The organism is Luteibacter sp. W1I16 (assembly GCF_050434905.1).
GTDB lineage: Bacteria > Pseudomonadota > Gammaproteobacteria > Xanthomonadales > Rhodanobacteraceae > Luteibacter.
In genome coordinates this window covers 1261814-1278999 of sequence record NZ_JBNDJJ010000001.1, presented here as the reverse complement: position 1 = coordinate 1278999, position 17186 = coordinate 1261814, and the positions used below count along the sequence as shown (strand labels likewise).

Genomic DNA, 17186 nt, shown 5'->3' with positions numbered 1-17186 from the left:
AATCAATCGGCGGAGCGCGCCGGTGTGAGCGTGGCGATCATATGTTCGACGTAGGCGTCGAACTCCTCATGGCTGAGACGGGGCAGGCCGAGGGTGAAATTCAACTGCAGGAAACCGACGTAGGCGGCGTAGGTGAGGCGCGCGCGATGCAGTGCGACGACGGGATCGAGGCCGGCTTCCTGGTAGAGCCGCGTGAGGAATTCCATGCGCCGCTGCGAGACCCGCGACATCACCGGGACGACCTGCGGGTGGTCGAGCGCCTTGAGCAGCGCGGCGTACACGCGATGCGGCTGCAACTCGTGCGCGACGCGGCGGAACAATTCCGGGAACCGCTTCAGCGGGTCGGGGATGCGTTCGATTTCGGCGAGCACCTCGCGTTCGCCGTACTCTTCCCAGCGTTCGAGCGAGGCCTGGAGCAAGGCTTCGCGGGTGCGGAAATGCCAGTAGAAGCTACCCTTGGTGACGCCGAGGCGCCGCGCCAGGGCTTCGACCGCGAGGGCACCGACACCTTGCTCGGCGATGAGGGCTAGGGCGCCGTCTTCCCAATCTTCGGCGGAGAGGCGGACTCGTTCGTTCTTGGCACCGTCGTTCATCGACGCATGGTAGCGGAGACGCGGCGGTTTGCAATTGGGAGGGCCGCCGCATGTTGCATAAGACCTTGACTTGTCAGCCGTTACATGACCGTACGCGGGCGTATTGACGCATCCGGTTATGCACTACATACTCAACCGTATGGTAGTGACCCCTTCCCCCGTCCATTCAGCCCGCGCCAGCCTCGTTTCCTTCGACGGCGTCGCGCTGGCCACCCAGCACTGGCACGGCGAGCGCTCGCCGTCGCTGTTGTTCGCGCACGGGTTCGGCCAGACCCGCCACGCGTGGAATGGCACGGCGCGGACACTGGCGGGACTGGGATTCGATGCCACCACCTTCGATGCGCGCGGTCATGGTGAAAGCGAGCGCGTGCCACGTGGCGACTACCACATGGAGCAGTTCGTCGCCGACCTGCTGACGGTGGCCGCCAACGCCCGTCCGGCGGATGGCCGGGCCCCGGTGCTGGTCGGTGCGTCCATGGGCGGCCTGCTCGGCCTGCTGGCCGCGGGCGAGGCGGAGGAGGGCAAGGAGCCCTTCTCGGCCCTGGTCCTGGTGGATATCACGCCACGGTGGGAAACCGCCGGCGTGGAACGTATCCTCGGTTTCATGCGCGCCCATCCGGGCGGTTTCGCGAATTACGACGAGGCGGCCTCGGCGATCGAGGCATACCTGCCGCACCGTCGTGAACGCAAGACCGAGGCTCAGCTGAAGCCCTTGCTCCGCCAGGATGACGATGGTCGCCTGCGTTGGCATTGGGACCCGGCCCTGCTCGACGGTCCGATCCAGCAAAGCGAGCGCTACCAGCCCCGCCTCTTCGCGGCAGCCGCGCGGGTGAGGGTGCCGGTGCTTCTGCTCTCGGGCGCCCGCAGCGACGTCGTGTCCAGCCACACCGTCGACGAATTCCTCGGTCTCGTGCCGCATGCGCGCCACGTCACCCTGCCCGACGCCACGCACATGGTGGCGGGCGACGCGAACGACGCGTTCACGCGCGAGATCGCGACGTTCCTCGAAACCCTTTGATCCACCGTTCCACGAAACACGTAGCAACGACCCGACTGTGACGAGGTGATACCGATGTCTGCGATCCTAGTTGTGCTGGCGGCGCTCATCGCCTCCGGTGCCTGTGCCTACCACCGCACGTCCCTGAAGACGTGGGCCGTCGCGACGGCGGCGACGATCCTCGTCGTGGGCTTCCTCGCTGGCGCGCCGGCGACCACCATCGTGCTGCTCGTCCTGCTCGCGGTCGTGGCGGTGCCATTGCTGATGGTCGACTTCCGCCGGAAGAAGATCAGCGCGCCGCTGCTGTCGATGTTCGCCAAGGTGACGCCGAAGCTTTCGGACACCGAGCAGACCGCGCTGGAGGCCGGCACGGTCGGTTTCGAGGGCGAACTGTTCTCTGGTAAGCCGGACTGGTCGCAACTGCTTCGCCAGCCGAAGCCCGAGCTCTCGGTCGAAGAGCAGGCCTTCCTCGATGGTCCCGTCGAAGAACTCTGCGGCATGATCGACGACTGGCAGATCACCCATGAGCTGGCCGACCTGCCGCCAAACGTGTGGGAGTTCATCAAGAAGAACAAGTTCTTCGGCATGATCATTCCGAAGAGCTACGGTGGCCTCGGCTTCTCCGCGCTCGCTCATTCGGCGGTGCTGCAGAAGTTGTCCAGCATGTCGCAGACGCTGGCGTCCACCGTCGCCGTGCCGAACTCGCTCGGGCCGGGCGAACTGCTGATGCACTACGGCAGCGACGAGCAGAAGAACCACTTCCTGCCGCGATTGGCGGATGGGCGTGAAATCCCCTGCTTCGCGTTGACGGGCCCCTACGCCGGCTCGGACGCCACGTCGATTCCCGATTTCGGCATCGTCACCAAGGGCATGTGGAACGGCGAGGAAACGGTCGGTATCCGCCTGACGTTCGACAAGCGCTACATCACGCTGGCACCGGTCGCCACGATCGTCGGCCTGGCGTTCCGCATGTACGACCCGGACAAGCTGCTCGGCGACAAGGAAGACCTGGGCATCACCCTGGCCCTGCTTCCCCGCGAGACGCCGGGAATGCAGATCGGCCGCCGGCACTTCCCGCTCAACACGCCGTTCCAGAACGGCCCGGTCCACGCCAAGGACATGTTCGTGCCGTTGTCCGTGCTGATCGGCGGTCCGCACATGGCTGGCCAGGGCTGGCGCATGCTGGTGGAGTGCCTCTCGGTCGGCCGCGCCATCTCGCTGCCGTCGAACGCCACCGGCGCGTCGCGCATGGCGGTGGCCGCCACCGGCGCCTATGCACGCATGCGCAAGCAGTTCGGCCTGGCCATCGGCCGCTTCGAGGGCGTGGAGGAAGCGCTGGCCCGCATCGGTGGCCTCACCTATGCCACGCAGGCGTTGTCGCGCGCCACCGCCGCGGCGGTCGATCGCGGCGAAAAGCCGGCCGTGCCGTCGGCCATCGCCAAGTACCACGCCACGGAATGGTGCCGCCAGATCGCGTCGGACGCGATGGACATCCATGGCGGCAAGGGCGTGATCCTGGGCCCCAAGAACTACATGGGGCGTGGCTGGCAGAGCGTGCCGATCGCCATCACGGTGGAAGGCGCGAACATCATGACGCGCAGCCTGATGATCTTCGGCCAGGGTGCGATCCGCTGCCATCCTTATGTGCTGAAGGAAATGCAGGCACTGAACATCGCCGACTACCGCGAACGCCTCGCCACCTTCGACAAGGCGTTGTTCGGTCACATCGGCTTCGGCTTCTCCAACGCGGTGCGCAGCTTCGTCCTCGGCATCACCGCGGCGAAGATCGGCGATACGGCCGGCGATGCCTACACGCGCCGCTTCTACCGCAAGCTCAACCGTTACTCAGCGGCGCTGGCGTTGTGCGCCGATGTATCGATGGGCGTGCTGGGTGGCAAGCTGAAGTTCAAGGAGAAGCTGTCGGCCCGCCTCGGCGACACGCTCTCGTACCTGTACATCGCCAGCGCGATGCTCAAGCGTTACGAAGACACCGGCCGTCCCGAAGCGGACCGCCCGCTGCTGGCCTGGGCGTTCCACGAGTGCGTGTGGAAGATGCAGATGGCGCTGGACGGCGTGATCCGCAACTTCCCGGTCCGTCCGGTGGCGTGGCTGCTACGTGCCCTGGTGTTCCCGTTCGGCCGCCGTGAGGTGCCGCCGTCGGATCGTCTGGGACGTCGCGTGGCGGCGCTGATCACGGCTCCGAACGAGGCTCGCGACCGCCTCATCACGTGGAGCTACCTCACGCCGACGGCGAACAACACGGTAGGCCGCATGAACGCGATCCTGCCGGACGTCATCGCCGCGGAGCCGGTGGAGCGCAAATTCCTCAAGGCGTTCAAGGGCGGCCAGCTGCGCTCGCACACGTACAACGAGCAATTGGCGGAAGCCGAGAAGCTCGGCGCCATCACGCCCGCCGAGCGCGAGCTTCTGCAGCGCGTGCGCGACGGCGTCGCCGAGTTCATTGCGGTGGACGACTTCGACAGCGAGGAACTGCGGGCGAACGTGGTGCGCAACGCGGAAGCGATGAAGCCGGTACGCGCCGCGTAATCGACGGCATCGTTTGAAATGAAAAGGCCGCGAGCGATCGCGGCCTTTTTGTCGTTTGGCGGAAGCCGACCTTGTGCCTGGCGGGAAGCCGACCTTGTGCCTGGTGGAAGCCGAACCTTGTGCTCGGTGGGAGCCGAACCTAGTGCTCGGTGGGAGCCGACCTTGTCGGCGATCCCGCGGCAGCGGGCCAGCTTACGGCGAGCACCCATCGCCGCTTAAGCGGCTTCCCACCCATCGGCTTCCAGCGATGGGCCCCAACCAGAGCGGCTCCCACAGGAAGCGGCGCGGCTATCGGGTTTCGGAGCAGCCGTCCTGTAGGGCCACGACTTCCAGCAGCCGTTCCTCCACTTCATCGCGCGAATGCGCACGGAACAGACGGGGTGCCGCGCGACGGAGGGCGCCGCAGTCGAGCTGGGTGAGGCGGTCGCGCACCTGCAGCAACTGCCCCGGATGCATGCTGAATTCCTCCAGGCCCATGGCCAGGAGCAAGGCGGTGAACTGGGTATCCCCGGCGATTTCACCGCACAGGCTCACCGGCTTCTTCGCCCGGCGCGCGCTGGCGATCACGTGGGCGATCAGGCGCAGGAAGGCTGGCTGCAGTGGATCGTAGATGCCTTCCAACGCATCGTTGTTACGATCGGCGGCGAGCACGTACTGGGCCAGGTCGTTCGTGCCGATGGCCAGGAAGTCGGCCTTCTCCAGGATCGAGGTGACACCGATCGCGGCGGCCGGCACTTCGATCATCGCGCCCACGTCGAGCCGTTCGGGCAGTTCCTGTCCAGCACGGGCCAGGTCCTCCCGTGCCTTCTTGATCAGGCGGCGCACGTCGGTCATTTCACCCAGATGGGTGATCATCGGCACCAGGATACGCACCGGCCCGTAGCAGGCCGCACGCAGGATCGCGCGCAACTGCACGCTGAAGATGTCGGGGTAGCGCAGCGAGAGGCGGATGCCGCGGACACCCAGCGCGGGGTTGTCCTCGCCGCGGATGGCCAGTCCTGCGGCGTCCGCCTTGTCGGCGCCGAGGTCGAGCGTGCGGATGGTGACTGGCAGGCCGCCCATGCCGAGCACGACGTCACGGTAGGCGGCGAACTGTTCGTCTTCGGAGGGCAGGCCCCGCTGGCGCAGGAACAGGAATTCGGAGCGATAGAGGCCGATGCCATCCGCTCCGCGCGAGCGGGCGAGGGTGACGTCACCGGCCAGTTCCGCATTCGCAAAGAGGCGCACATGGGCGCCATCCTTCGTGAGCGTGGGGGCCGTGGCCAGGGCGGCGAGCCGGCGGCCTTCCGCGGCCGCCTGGCGTTGCCACTGGCGGTAGCGCGCGAGATCCTGCGCGGTGGGATGGACGATCACTTCGCCGTGCTCGGCGTCGATGAGCACGAGGTCGTCGTCGTTGACGGTGGCGAGCGCATCGCGGGTACCGACGAGCATCGGCAGGTTGAAGCTGCGTGCCAGGATGGCGCTGTGCGAGTAGATGCTGCCCGCGCTGGCGATGACGCCGAGCATGCCCTGGCCGGCCATCGCCGCCATGTCGGCTGGTGCGATCGTATCGCTGACGACGATCTCGCCGACACGGGCGGCGAGTTTGCGTTCCTCGCGGCTGGACTGCTGGTTGAGCGCGGACATGACGCGGCCGATGACCTGGTCGATGTCTTCGCCCCGACTCTTGAGGTAAGGGTCGTTCATCGCGTCGAACACCGCCGCCAGGCGGTCGCGCTGCATCTTCAGGGCGGCGCTCGCGGTGTAATGGCCCACGGTGACGAGTTCGTCGAGGCCGCGGAGCAACTCCTCGTCGTCGAGCAACAGGCTGTGCGCGTCGATGAAATCGCCGACTTCGCGGGCGAGGGCGCCATGAAGCTTGCCGCGCAATTCGTGCAGTTCCGTACGGGCGGTATCCAGGGCCTGGTGCAGCCGCTCGACTTCCGGCGCGATTTCCTTGTCCTCGAGCATCCGCATGTCCACGGCGAGGATGTTCGGCTGGACCAGGCGCGCGCGCCCGAGGGCCATGCCCCGCGCCGCCGGCGTGCCGGTCAACACGATTCTCATGTGGTCCCCGATTCGCGCACGTGGTTCATGCCTCAGGCGCCCTCGTCGAACTTGCGGTCGAACAGGTCGGCGACGGCGGCGAGCGCGGCCTCCTCGTCCGGCCCCTCGGCACGCACGGTGAGCGAGGTGCCCATGCCGGCGGCGAGCATCATGACGCCCATGATGCTTTGCGCGTTCACTTCGCGCCCCTTGCTGACGAGCCAGACCGTCGATTTGAACCCTGAAACCAGCTGGACGAGCTTGGCTGATGCGCGCGCGTGCAGGCCCAGCCGGTTGGATACCACGATGTCTCGTTCAAGCATGGTCGATGAAGATCCCTCCGCGGCCGCCGCTGGCCGCGATCTCGGCCAGTTCGGGCAACGATTTTTCCGAATAATTGAGAACCCGCAGCAGCATCGGCAGGTTGAGCCCCGAAACGCAGCGCAGGTGGACGCCGAGTTCGCTCAGGGACAGGCCGATATTGCAGGGCGTGGCGCCGTAAAGATCCGCAAGCACGAGCACGCCCTCACCGTGGTCGAGGTCGCGGGCGTGCTTCGCCGTGAGCGTGCGCATGACGTCGGGATCGGCGCTCGGTGGCACCTCGACGGCGTCGATGTCCAGCGGCAGCTTGGGCATGACGTGCCGCGCCGCCGAAATCAGCGCCTTGCCGACGGCTTCGTGGGTCATGAGGAGGACGCCGACGCTCATCGCCCGGTGTCTCGTGATGGCTTGGGCTGGGTCATGGTCACTCGAGCTCGCGATGGAAAGTCAGTACGTTGCCGCGTTCCGAGCGGAAATGCTGGGCCAGTTTCTCCACCAGGTAGACCGAGCGGTGGCGACCGCCGGTACAGCCAATGGAGACCGTGACATAGCTTCGGTCTTCGCCCTCGAAGCGCGGCAACCAGGTGTCGAGCCAGCGGGCGACGTCGGCATAGTATTCGCCTACCAGGGGGTTCGCGTCGAGGAATTCCCTGACGGGGAGGTCCTTGCCCGAGAAGGGGCGAAGCCGCGGGTCCCAGTGCGGATTGGGCAGGCAGCGCGCGTCGAAGACGAAATCGGCGTCGGACGGGAGCCCGCGCCGGTAGGCGAACGACTCGAACAACAGGGTGGTGCCGTCGGAAGCGGCCGCATAGCCCGTGGCGAACAGGCGCCGCAACTGGTGCACGTTGAGGTCGCTGGAGTCGATGACCTTCTCGGCGATCGAGACCAGCGGGCGGAGCAGCTTGCGCTCCTGGGCGATGGAATCGGCCAGCGAAAGCTTCTCGGCCGCGAGCGGATGGCGGCGGCGCGTCTCGGAATACCGCTTGATGAGGACATCGTCGCGGCTGTCGAGGAAGATCAGGTGCACGTGCACGCCGGCAGTCGACAACTCCGACAGCACGTGTGGCATGCGCGAGAGGTCGATGCGTCGGTTGCGCACGTCCACGCCCACGGCGATGCGCTTGCGCGGACCGTGCTCACCCTGGCTCACCGCGGCGACCAGTTGCGGGATCAGCTCCGCGGGCATGTTGTCGACGCAATAGAACTCGAGGTCTTCCAGCGCGCGCAGCGCGACGGTCTTGCCGCCTCCCGACATGCCGGTCAGCACCACCAGGTGGATGGCATCGGGATCGACGATGGGGCTCATGACTTCGTCGCTCACGGGGTCACCACGGGGAGAAACGGCGCATCTGGTGCGCCTGGCGGTCGATGAAGGTCTGCGCGGGGTCGATGCCCTTGGCCTTCAGCACGTGGTTGCGCACCGCGGCCTCGACCAGCACCGCCAGGTTGCGGCCCGGCGCGACGGGAATGGTGATCTTGGGCACGTCGACATCGAGCACGTTGCGCCGGCTGACGTCGCCGGTGAGGCGGGTCATGGCGTCGGTTTCCTCGCCCTCGCGCAGCGGCTTGAGGTGGATGACCAGGCGCAGGTACTTGGACGGTTTCACCGCGGTGTGGCCGAACATCTCGCGGATGTTCAGCACGCCCAGGCCGCGCACCTCGAGGAGGTCCTGCAGCAGCTCCGGGCAGGCGCCGTCGATGACGTCGGGGGCGATGAGGGTGAATTCGGTGGCATCGTCGGCGACAAGGCGATGGCCCCGGCTGATCAGTTCCAGGGCCAGTTCGCTCTTGCCCGAGGCAGGCTCGCCGGTGATCAGCACGCCGATCGAGAAAACTTCCAGGAACACCCCGTGCAGCGTGACTCGTGGCGCCAGCGTACGCGCCAGGTGGTATTGCAGGTAGGTGAGCAGTTCATGGCCGCGCTTGGTGCTCTGCCACAGCGGCGTGTCCGTTTCCTCGGCCACCTCGCGCAGGTCGGCGGGGATGGACTGTTCCTTGGTGACGATCAGGGCGGCGGGCTGGTAGGCGGCGATCTTGTGGATGACTTCCCAGCGCTGCCGCGAGTCGAGTCCGTCGAGGAAGTTGAGCTCCTCGGTGCCGATGATCTGCACCTTGTTGGGGTAGATCACGTTGAGGTAGCCGACCAGCGAAGGACGCCGGCTCTGCTTGGCGTTGGGCTCCAGGACGCGTGATTCCCCACGCATGCCGGCGGCCCAGCGCAATGCCATGCGCTCGTGTACCCCGTCGAAGAGTTGTCTGGCGGTGAGCCGGTCCACGCTTTGGGTCCCTTGAAGAGAAAAGCCGGCACGCGGGCGGCCGGCTTGCTCATATTGTGCCACAAGGGTGGAAAGCGGCCCGGGTGAAGAGGGGCTGGTCGCGCCCCATAAAAAGGTGGGAAGCGGCCTGGGCCGCGATGGGACTTGCCGCAAGCCCCATCGCGGCCCAGGCCGCTTCCCACCGGTGTGCTTCCCACTCCGCTCCACCCGGAGCCTTGTCCTCAGCTGCTGGCGACGCGTCCGTCGCGCACCTCGTGGTTGTGGTGGTCCTTCAGCTTTTCCTTGTGCTTCTTCAGCTGGTCGGCGAGTTTCGCGATCATCGCGTCGATCGCCGTGTACATGGTGTCGTTCTTGTTGTCGTCCTCGAGGCGGGCGATGCCGTCGGCGTGCAGGCGCGTGCCCGCGCAGTGCAGGGTGCCACCGGCCCTGTGCTCGTTCTTGTCGACGGACAGGACCACGTCGAGGGCTTTGATGTTGTCGAAAAGGCGTTCGAAGCGGCCGACTTGCTGTTCCACGCGCTCACGCAGGGCGGGGGTGATATGGATGTGCTGGCCGCTGATCTGGATTTGCATTGACGCCTCCTTCTTGCTGAGGGTGCCGCCTTGTGGCGACGAGACCGGAACGGTGAGGTACCGCTCCTCTAGCCTAGAACCTATGGGACCGTGGACCTCCGATGGGGTTCCCTGCGCGCGTCAGCTGGCGCGGACGCGTTCGCTGGAACTGGGGATACGCATGGCCTCGCGGTACTTGGCCACCGTACGTCGTGCCACCTGAATACCGCGTCGATGGAGTTCTTCCGCCAGCGCCTGGTCGGAGAGCGGCCGGCGTGCGTCCTCGGCGGTGATGAGTTTGCGCAGCATGGCCTGGATCGCGGTGGCGGACGCGGTGCCGCCGTCCTCGGTGGCCACGCCGCTGGAGAAGAAATGTTTCAGTTCGAAGGTGCCGCGCGGCGTATGCATGTATTTGCGCGTGGTCACGCGGGAAATCGTGGATTCATGCATGCCCACTTCCTCGGCCACCTCGCGCAACACCAGCGGATGCATGGCTTCAGGGCCATAGTCGAGGAACGCGCTCTGCCGGCGCACGATCACGTCGGCCACCTTCTGCAGGGTTTCCGCCCTGGACTGCAGGCTCTTGAGCAGCCAGCGCGCCTCCTGCAGCTGGCCTTTCATCCAGGTGGCGTCGTCGCCGCGGGCGCGTGCGATGAGGTTGCAATAGTGCTGGTTGAGGCCCAGCCGGGGCTGGGCATCGGGATTGAGGCTGACCTGCCAGCGGCCGTTCTCGCGCCGGGCGTAGACGTCAGGCGCCACGTATTCCACGGGGGTGGCGTCCAGCGCCGCCCCGGGACGGGGATCCAGGCTGCGGATGAGGCTTGCCGCGGCGGCCACGTGGGCCTCGGGCGCCTTGAGGCGGCGGGCGATCTTGGCGGCATCGTTGCGCGCCAGCAACTCCAGTTCCTCGTTCACGATCCGGATCGCCAGTTCGCGATGCGGTGTATCGAGCGAGAACTGGAAGAGCTGGCAGAACAGGCAGTCCCGCAGGTCGAGGCTGGCGACGCCGGTGGGATCGAAGCGCTGCACGCGTTGGCGCACGGCCTCGATTTCGTCAGCGGTGGCGCGCAGTTCCGAAGGCAGGGCGGCTTCCACCGCTTCCACGCCGTCGCGCAGGTAACCGTCCTCGTCGAGCGCGTGGATGATCGCCGTGGCGATGGCGTGGTCGCGCGGCGAGAACTGCGACAGGTTGAGCTGCCATTCCAGGTGTTGCTGGAGACTTTCCGGCGCGGCGTTCTGTGGCTCGAAGCCGTCCTCGTCGAGGCTGCCACTGCGCGAGGACGTGCCGGCGTAGTCGCCGGCCTCGCCGTGGAAACGGTCGTCTTCCCATTCCGGCGCGAGTTCCTCGGAAGGCGTGGCGGTGGACTCCTCGTCCTCCTTGGATGCCTTGACCGGGATGTCTTCGCGGGTAGGAAACTCGGGCGCTTCGTACCCGGCGTCTTCCGCGGTCTCGACCTCGGACTCGGCGTCCTCGGCGAACTCCAGCAACGGGTTGCTTTCCGCGATCTGGCGGAGTTCGGCCTCGAGCTCAAGCTGTGACAGCTGCAAGAGGCGAATGGCCTGCTGCAACTGCGGCGTCAGCGTGAGCTGCTGATGGAGGCGAAACTGGAGTCCGGGTTTCATGCCTTCGACGCTTGGGGTTCCCGATCCATCGTAACCCCTTACGGGCTCCGCAAACCAGCAGCGAAGCGGACTACGCCCGTCAGCCGGACCGCCGCCCGGTCAAATGCGGAATTCACGACCCAGATACACTTCCCGTACCTTTTCGTCCGCGAGAATGTGCTGTGGTGTGCCACGCGCAAGTACCTCGCCGTCATTGAGGATATAGGCGCGATCGCAGATGCCCAGGGTTTCGCGCACGTTGTGGTCGGTGATCAGCACGCCGATGCCGCGTTCCTTCAGGTGACGCACGATGCGCTGGATCTCGCCGACCGAGATGGGGTCGACGCCGGCGAAAGGTTCGTCGAGCAACATGTAGCGGGGACGCGCGGCAAGGGCCCGGGCGATTTCCACGCGGCGCCGCTCGCCGCCGGACAGGCTGATGCCTTTCTGCTCGGCGATGTGCGAGATCTTGAGTTCGTCGAGCAGGCTTTCCAGCTCGTCCTCTCGCTGCTTCTGCGTCATGCCCTCGCGCAGTTCCAGCACGGCCAGGATGTTGTCCGACACGCTGAGCCGCCGGAACACCGAGGCCTCCTGCGGCAGGTAGCCGATGCCGAGCTTGGCGCGGGCGTGCATGGGCAGCCCGGTGATGTCCTGCTGGTCGAGCTTGATGGTGCCGGCGTCGGCCTGGATCAGGCCCACCACCATGTAGAAGCAGGTGGTCTTGCCGGCGCCGTTGGGGCCGAGCAGGCCCACCACCTCGCCTTCACGGATGGAGAAAGCGAAATCGCGAACCACCTGGCGCGCGCGGAAGCGCTTCTGCAGGCCTTGGGCTGAAAGCATCGGGTCAGGGCTTCTTCGTGTCGGGTGCCGGCGTCGCGGGCGTCGCCGGAGCGGCGGCCGGTTTGTTCTTCGGCTGGAAGGTCATGTGCACGGGGGCGGCGCCATTGCTCTCGCCGGTCATCGTGCTGTCCTTGGTGTTGTAGGTGAGCTTGTCGCCCTCGGCGCTGCCCTTGACCGGCTGCTTGACCTTGGCGTTGCCCGTGAGGACGGCGAAATCCTGGTCGACCTTGTAGTCGATGTTCAGCGCCTGGCCGTCCATCGGCTCGTTCTGCTCGTCGAGCTGGTGGATGGTCGCGGGCTTGCCATCGACCACCACGCGGGTGATGTTGTTGTCGGCATCCAGGTAGCCCGTGGCCTTGTCGCCGGTGATCTTCAGCGTGCCCTGGGTCAGGATCACGTTGGTGGTCCAGATCACCTTGCCGTTCGGCTGCTGCGAGCCGTCGAACGACTTCGAATGGACGTCGACCGGTTCATTGCGGTCGGACTGCTTCGCCACGACGGGCAGGCTGGCCACGAGTGCCATGCCGAGCACCGCGAGAAGGGCGGCCTTAGCGCTTGCGCGGCAGGTACGTGCTGTGGACTGCATCGAGAAGCTCCAGGTGCTTGGTGTCGAGATTGGCGCGCATGCCAACGCCATCCATTGTAGAGCTTCCCTGCACGATCCGCGCCGCCTCGGCGGTCTCCAGGCGGTTCTCCTTGGGCCAGGCGGTGACCTCGGAGGTGTCGATGCTGGCCGCCTGGGTCGTGCCGAAGGCCGGCCGCTCCATGTGGACCTTGCCCTGCAGCTTGAGCAGGCTGCCGTCCTTGTTCACCCAGCCGTACTGGGAATGGCCCTTCCACGGCGGGACGTCGGTCTCCTTGGTCGAGGGGAGGACGAAATCCGGGGCGTTGATGTAGAGCGAATCGTCGCCCTCGCGGCGCTCGAGGTGGGGCGCGATCAGCTTGAATGCCGGCTTGCCCTCCTCGTTGTACGAATCGAGGTCGAAATTGGTCAGCACGTAGCCGGAGCGCGGCGGGCCGACGAAATCCTGCACCTTCTTCTCCGGCGCCGCCCAGTAATAAAGCAGCACGCTGGCGCCCAGGGCGACGGCGAGGATGCCGGCAACGCTCGTGGTACTTCGATCCTTCAGCAGGTTGAGCACGCTCACAGCCAGCGGTCCCTTTCGGCTTCGGCCTTGCCCTGGGCGGCCAGGATCATGTCGGCCACTTCGCGTGCGGCGCCATAGCCGCCGGAGAGGCGCGTGCGCCAATGGGCGCGCTCGGCCACCCAGGGATGCGCGTTGGCGGTGGCCACGGCGAGCCCGGCGATGCCCATGGCGGGGAGATCCGGCAGGTCGTCGCCGACGAAGGCGGATTCCTCGGGCGCCAGGCGCAGGGCCTCCAGCAGGCCCGCAAGGCAGGCACGCTTGTCTTTCTGGCCCTGGTAGACGTGGGCGATGCCCAGTTCCTCGGCGCGCAGCGACACCGGATGGCTGATCCGCGCCGTGATGATCGCGACCTTCACGCCATTGCGCTCGAGCGCCTTCAGGCCCAGGCCGTCGTGCACGTGGAAGACCTTGGTCTCACGGCCGTCCTCGGCGTACCAGAGGCGTCCGTCGGTGAGCGTGCCGTCGACATCGAACACGACCACGCGCACGCGGGAGGCGCGCTCGGCCACGTCGGCGGGAATCTCGGTGTAATGGGTGTAGGCCATGGTTCGCTATATGGGGACGATGCGGCGCGACGGGAGCGCGCCGGGGCCCGGTCGTTCAGACGACGCGGGCACGAAGCAGGTCGTGGATGTTCAACGCGCCGACCGCGCGGCCGTCGCCATCCACCACGAGCAGGGCGTTGATCTGGTGCTTTTCCATCAGTTGGGCGGCCTCGACGGCGAGCTTGTCGGAGCCGATCGTCTTGGGTCCGCGGGTCATCAGCTGGGCCACGGAGGCGCTGCGCAGGTCGACGCCATCGTCGTCCAGCGCGCGGCGCAGGTCGCCGTCGGTGAACACGCCCAGCAGGCGGTTGTCCGCATCGACCACGGCGGTCATGCCCAGGTGCTTGCGCGACATTTCGACCAGGGCCTCGCTGAGCGTGGCTTCCAGGCGCACGCGCGGTACGTCGTCGCCTGAGTGCATCACGTCGGCGATGTGCAGGAGCAGGCGGCGGCCCAGGCTGCCGGCCGGATGCGAGCGGGCGAAATCGTCGGAGGTGAAGCCGCGTGCCTCCAGCAGCGCCACGGCCAGCGCGTCGCCCATGACCAGGGCGGCGGTGGTGCTGGCGGTCGGCGCGAGGCCATGCGGACAGGCCTCGGAGGCGACGTTGGCATCGAGGTTGAGATCGGCCTGCGTGGCGAGCGACGAGCGCGGGTTTCCGGTGATCGAGATCAGGCCGATGCCCTGTCGCTTGATCGCCGGAAGGATGTAGAGGAGCTCGTCGGTTTCACCCGAATAGGAGATGCCCAGGAGGATGTCGTCCGGCTGGATCATCCCGAGGTCGCCATGGCTGGCCTCGCCGGGGTGGACGAAGAAGGACGGGGTGCCGGTGGACGCCAGCGTCGCGGCGATCTTCCGTGCGATGTGGCCCGACTTGCCCATGCCCGACACGACGACGCGGCCCTTGCAGGCGAGGATCATCTGGCAGGCCTGGACGAACGCCGCGTCAATCTTCGCTTCCAGCGCCCGGATGGCCGCCGCCTCGGTCTTGATGACGTTGCGGGCGCTACGGATGACGGTGTCTGCGTTCACATGGAGGGCGTCGGCGGGCGGTGCGGTGCGGGCGTTCATGTGACCTCATTGTCCGGGTGGGGCAATCCCTGGTTACCCGGGATGTCCATTTCTGCGACACCGGATTTCCATTACCATTACATATTCTCATTTTATAGTCGCTGCCATCGACGGGTGGTTCAGGGTCCGTTTTGGAACCCTCACCGGCGCGGCGACCCCCCATTACCGGAGAATCCATGGACGCTGCGCGCATCCAGGCATTGATCGAAGCCGGCCTGCCCGGCGCGCAAGTAGAAGTTCGTGGCGACGACGGCGTCCATTTCGAAGCCGAAGTGGTCTCGGAACAATTCACCGGCAAGCTGCCCCTGGCCCGCCACAGGCTCGTTTACGCCACCCTCGGCGACCTCATGGGCGGTGCGATCCACGCCCTCGGCCTGAAGACCCTCACACCCGAAGAAGCCGCCGGCCGCCGCTGAACCAGCGCGCCGGAGGCCATCCTCCGCCCGTTCCCTTTCCCAAGGCATTCCCCCTCCATGGCCAAGATCCTGATCAGCGGCGGCCAGCCGCTCAACGGTGAGGTGAGCATCTCCGGCGCCAAGAACGCCGTCCTGCCCATCCTCGCTTCCTGCCTGCTCGCCGACGAACCGGTCAGCATCGGCAACGTGCCGCACCTGCACGACGTCACCACCTTTATCGAACTGCTCGGCCGCATGGGCGTGCGCGTGGTCCTCGACGACCGCATGAAGATGCACATCGATCCGCGCCCGGAGAATTCCTGCGTCGCCCCCTATGAACTCGTCCGCACCATGCGTGCGTCGATCCTCGTATTGGGTCCGCTGGTCGCGCGGCATGGCAAGGCCGAGGTCTCGTTACCCGGTGGCTGCGCCATCGGCTCGCGTCCGGTCGACCAGCACATCCGCGGCCTGCAGGCGCTCGGCGCCGAGGTCACCGTGGAGAACGGCTACATCAAGGCGCGGGCCGGCCGTCTGAAAGGCGCGCGCATCGTCATGGACATGGTCACCGTCACCGGTACCGAGAACATCCTGATGGCCGCCACCCTCGCGTCAGGCACCACGGTCATCGAGAACGCGGCGCAGGAACCCGAGGTCGTCGACCTGGCGCACTGCCTGATCGCGATGGGTGCGAAGATCGACGGCATCGGCACCTCCACGCTCATCGTGGAAGGCGTCGAACGCCTGCACGGCGCTCACTACGAAGTGCTGCCGGACCGCATCGAGACCGGCACCTTCCTGGTCGGCGCGGCGATGACCGGCGGCAAGGTCCGCGCACGCGGCGCACGCGCCGACACCATGGATGCCGTGCTGCAGAAGCTCGAGGAAGCCGGTGCGCACATCAGCACGGGTAAGGACTGGATCGAACTCGACATGCAGGGTCGCCGGCCGAAGGCCGTGAACCTGGTGACCGCGCCTTACCCGGCGTTCCCCACCGACATGCAGGCGCAGTTCACCGCGCTCAACTGCGTGGCCGAAGGCGTGGGCGTGATCACCGAGACGGTGTTCGAGAACCGCTTCATGCACGCACTGGAATTACAGCGCCTGGGTGCGGACATCCGCCTGGAAGGCAACACCGCCGTCATCACCGGCGTGCCGAAGATGAGTGGCGCGCCGATCATGGCCACCGACCTGCGTGCCTCGGCGTGCCTGGTGCTGGCGGGCCTCGTCGCCGAGGGCGACACCACCGTCGATCGCGTGTACCACATCGATCGTGGTTACGAGAACATCGAGGAAAAGCTCGGCGTGCTGGGCGCGAAGATTCGCCGTTTGCCGGGCTGATCGCCTGACATAGCCGCTGCCGGAATCGCGGCGTTGAAATCGCCGACAGGGTCGGCTCCCACCAGAGCCCGCAAGCCCGGTGGGAGCCGACCCTGTCGGCGATCAAGAGGCTGAGTTGAGCAGAACTGGCTGGTGGCCCCACAGGAGAATGTGGGAGCCGACCCTGTCGGCGATCAGCGGCCCTCGAACTTCACCAGTTCCATCGTGAGGTCGCCGCCGTCCTTCTGCGCCAGCTTCACCGGAACCGGAAACTTCGCCGGCACATACCATGCGTTGAAACCACGGTCCGCATCGGTGCGATCCACGCGGACGGCGTCGAACGAGCCAGCCGGCACGGTGACCTTTTCCTTGCCCGACACCTTGAACTGCTGGTTCTCCACCGCCTGCTTCACCGCGACGGGCAGGGCGACCTGCTGCTGGCCCGAGCGTAGCGCCAGGCCAAGCGCGAGCGGCAAGGTGTTGCGTTCGACCATGCCCGGCACGGCCGGATAGCTGAAGCTCTTCTTGTTGTCCTGCACCTGCACGGTGCCGCCCTGGACCGTGAGGTCGCGGGTCTTGGATTTCACTGCCGCGTCCAACTGGTAGTGATAGCTCACCGCCTGGGGTACCTGTCCCGCCCACGTGAAGCGCGAGGTTTCCGCCACGTTGGCACCGAGCATGGCGGCGAGGCCCGAGGTGCCCTTGGTCTGGTTCGAATACTCGAACTGTCCGTTGCCGGCCGGTTTCAGGGTGACGGTGGCTTCGCCCAGGGGGCCGCCGTCCTTGAGCACCTGATACGTGGCGGTGAACGACTGCGGCACGTCGGTGGCGAACGCGGCGGCGGGCAGGGCGAGGGCCAGCGCGAGGCCGGCGCGAAGGAAGGTCATGGTCGTCATGCCACCGAGTTTAGCCGGGGCGGCTGAATGCGGGGCGACATCGCTGGTGGGAGCCGACCCTGTC

18 protein-coding genes are annotated in these 17186 nt (G+C 66.6%); 4 read left to right on the top strand and 14 right to left on the bottom strand.

Features of this window, described 5'->3' with window-relative positions; translation table 11 throughout:
• Positions 1-2: 2 nt before the first annotated feature.
• Entirely contained in the window at positions 3-593 is a 591-nt protein-coding gene (locus QFZ41_RS05775) for a TetR/AcrR family transcriptional regulator (RefSeq protein ID WP_429197872.1), read from the bottom strand.
• 139 nt (positions 594-732) lie between these two features.
• Between QFZ41_RS05775 and QFZ41_RS05770 the strand changes: the two genes are divergently transcribed.
• Together QFZ41_RS05770 and QFZ41_RS05765 are read left to right on the top strand one after the other, a co-directional pair.
• Complete coding sequence (locus QFZ41_RS05770) at positions 733-1611, top strand: alpha/beta fold hydrolase (protein ID WP_429200192.1); 879 nt, start codon at positions 733-735, stop codon at positions 1609-1611.
• Between the two features lie 54 nt (positions 1612-1665).
• Complete coding sequence (locus tag QFZ41_RS05765) at positions 1666-4137, top strand: acyl-CoA dehydrogenase (RefSeq protein WP_429197871.1); 2472 nt, start codon at positions 1666-1668, stop codon at positions 4135-4137.
• Between the two features lie 288 nt (positions 4138-4425).
• On the opposite strand, the gene ptsP is transcribed toward QFZ41_RS05765, so the two are convergent.
• From ptsP to QFZ41_RS05705, 12 genes are all read right to left on the bottom strand, one after another.
• Positions 4426-6183 carry a phosphoenolpyruvate--protein phosphotransferase gene (ptsP, locus tag QFZ41_RS05760; RefSeq protein WP_429197870.1) on the bottom strand — a complete coding sequence of 586 codons (1758 nt, stop codon included), beginning with the start codon at positions 6181-6183 and terminating at the stop codon, positions 4426-4428.
• A 32-nt stretch (positions 6184-6215) separates the two neighbouring features.
• A complete protein-coding gene (locus tag QFZ41_RS05755) occupies positions 6216-6485 on the bottom strand; it encodes an HPr family phosphocarrier protein (protein WP_429197869.1) in 270 nt (89 codons plus the stop codon).
• Positions 6478-6870 (bottom strand): PTS sugar transporter subunit IIA, encoded by a 393-nt coding sequence (locus tag QFZ41_RS05750; RefSeq protein ID WP_429197868.1) that lies wholly within the window; start codon positions 6868-6870, stop codon positions 6478-6480. Before QFZ41_RS05750 ends, QFZ41_RS05755 begins: the two co-directional genes overlap by 8 nt.
• Positions 6871-6907: 37 nt before the next feature.
• Entirely contained in the window at positions 6908-7789 is an 882-nt protein-coding gene (gene rapZ / locus QFZ41_RS05745) for an RNase adapter RapZ (RefSeq protein ID WP_429200191.1), read from the bottom strand.
• A gap of 19 nt (positions 7790-7808) precedes the next feature.
• The gene (gene hprK / locus QFZ41_RS05740; protein ID WP_429197867.1) at positions 7809-8759 is read right to left on the bottom strand and encodes an HPr(Ser) kinase/phosphatase; all 951 of its coding nucleotides are present in this window, start codon (positions 8757-8759) and stop codon (positions 7809-7811) included.
• A gap of 221 nt (positions 8760-8980) precedes the next feature.
• Positions 8981-9331, bottom strand: coding sequence for a ribosome hibernation-promoting factor, HPF/YfiA family (hpf, locus tag QFZ41_RS05735; RefSeq protein WP_429197866.1), 351 nt, complete (start codon positions 9329-9331; stop codon positions 8981-8983).
• A gap of 120 nt (positions 9332-9451) precedes the next feature.
• Positions 9452-10933 carry an RNA polymerase factor sigma-54 gene (locus tag QFZ41_RS05730; protein WP_429197865.1) on the bottom strand — a complete coding sequence of 494 codons (1482 nt, stop codon included), beginning with the start codon at positions 10931-10933 and terminating at the stop codon, positions 9452-9454.
• Between the two features lie 99 nt (positions 10934-11032).
• The gene (gene lptB, locus QFZ41_RS05725; protein ID WP_429197864.1) at positions 11033-11752 is read right to left on the bottom strand and encodes an LPS export ABC transporter ATP-binding protein; all 720 of its coding nucleotides are present in this window, start codon (positions 11750-11752) and stop codon (positions 11033-11035) included.
• A gap of 4 nt (positions 11753-11756) precedes the next feature.
• Positions 11757-12275: a lipopolysaccharide transport periplasmic protein LptA gene (gene lptA / locus QFZ41_RS05720; protein WP_429197863.1), complete on the bottom strand. Its 519-nt coding sequence runs from the start codon at positions 12273-12275 to the stop codon at positions 11757-11759.
• A 25-nt stretch (positions 12276-12300) separates the two neighbouring features.
• The gene (gene lptC / locus QFZ41_RS05715; RefSeq protein ID WP_429197862.1) at positions 12301-12900 is read right to left on the bottom strand and encodes an LPS export ABC transporter periplasmic protein LptC; all 600 of its coding nucleotides are present in this window, start codon (positions 12898-12900) and stop codon (positions 12301-12303) included.
• Positions 12897-13445, bottom strand: coding sequence for a KdsC family phosphatase (locus QFZ41_RS05710; RefSeq protein WP_306852076.1), 549 nt, complete (start codon positions 13443-13445; stop codon positions 12897-12899). The genes lptC and QFZ41_RS05710 overlap by 4 nt, the downstream gene beginning before the upstream one ends.
• Before the next feature lie 55 nt (positions 13446-13500).
• Complete coding sequence (locus tag QFZ41_RS05705) at positions 13501-14514, bottom strand: KpsF/GutQ family sugar-phosphate isomerase (protein ID WP_429197861.1); 1014 nt, start codon at positions 14512-14514, stop codon at positions 13501-13503.
• Between the two features lie 176 nt (positions 14515-14690).
• On the opposite strand from QFZ41_RS05705, the gene QFZ41_RS05700 reads away from it, so the two are divergent.
• Positions 14691-14930 carry a BolA family protein gene (locus QFZ41_RS05700; RefSeq protein WP_429197860.1) on the top strand — a complete coding sequence of 80 codons (240 nt, stop codon included), beginning with the start codon at positions 14691-14693 and terminating at the stop codon, positions 14928-14930.
• A gap of 57 nt (positions 14931-14987) precedes the next feature.
• Positions 14988-16247 carry a UDP-N-acetylglucosamine 1-carboxyvinyltransferase gene (gene murA, locus QFZ41_RS05695; protein ID WP_429197859.1) on the top strand — a complete coding sequence of 420 codons (1260 nt, stop codon included), beginning with the start codon at positions 14988-14990 and terminating at the stop codon, positions 16245-16247.
• Positions 16248-16420: 173 nt separating this feature from the next.
• Here the strand turns inward: murA and QFZ41_RS05690 are convergent, their stop codons facing one another.
• On the bottom strand, positions 16421-17113 hold the full coding sequence (locus tag QFZ41_RS05690; RefSeq protein WP_429197858.1) for a DUF3108 domain-containing protein: 693 nt from the start codon (positions 17111-17113) through the stop codon (positions 16421-16423).
• Positions 17114-17186: the final 73 nt, after the last annotated feature.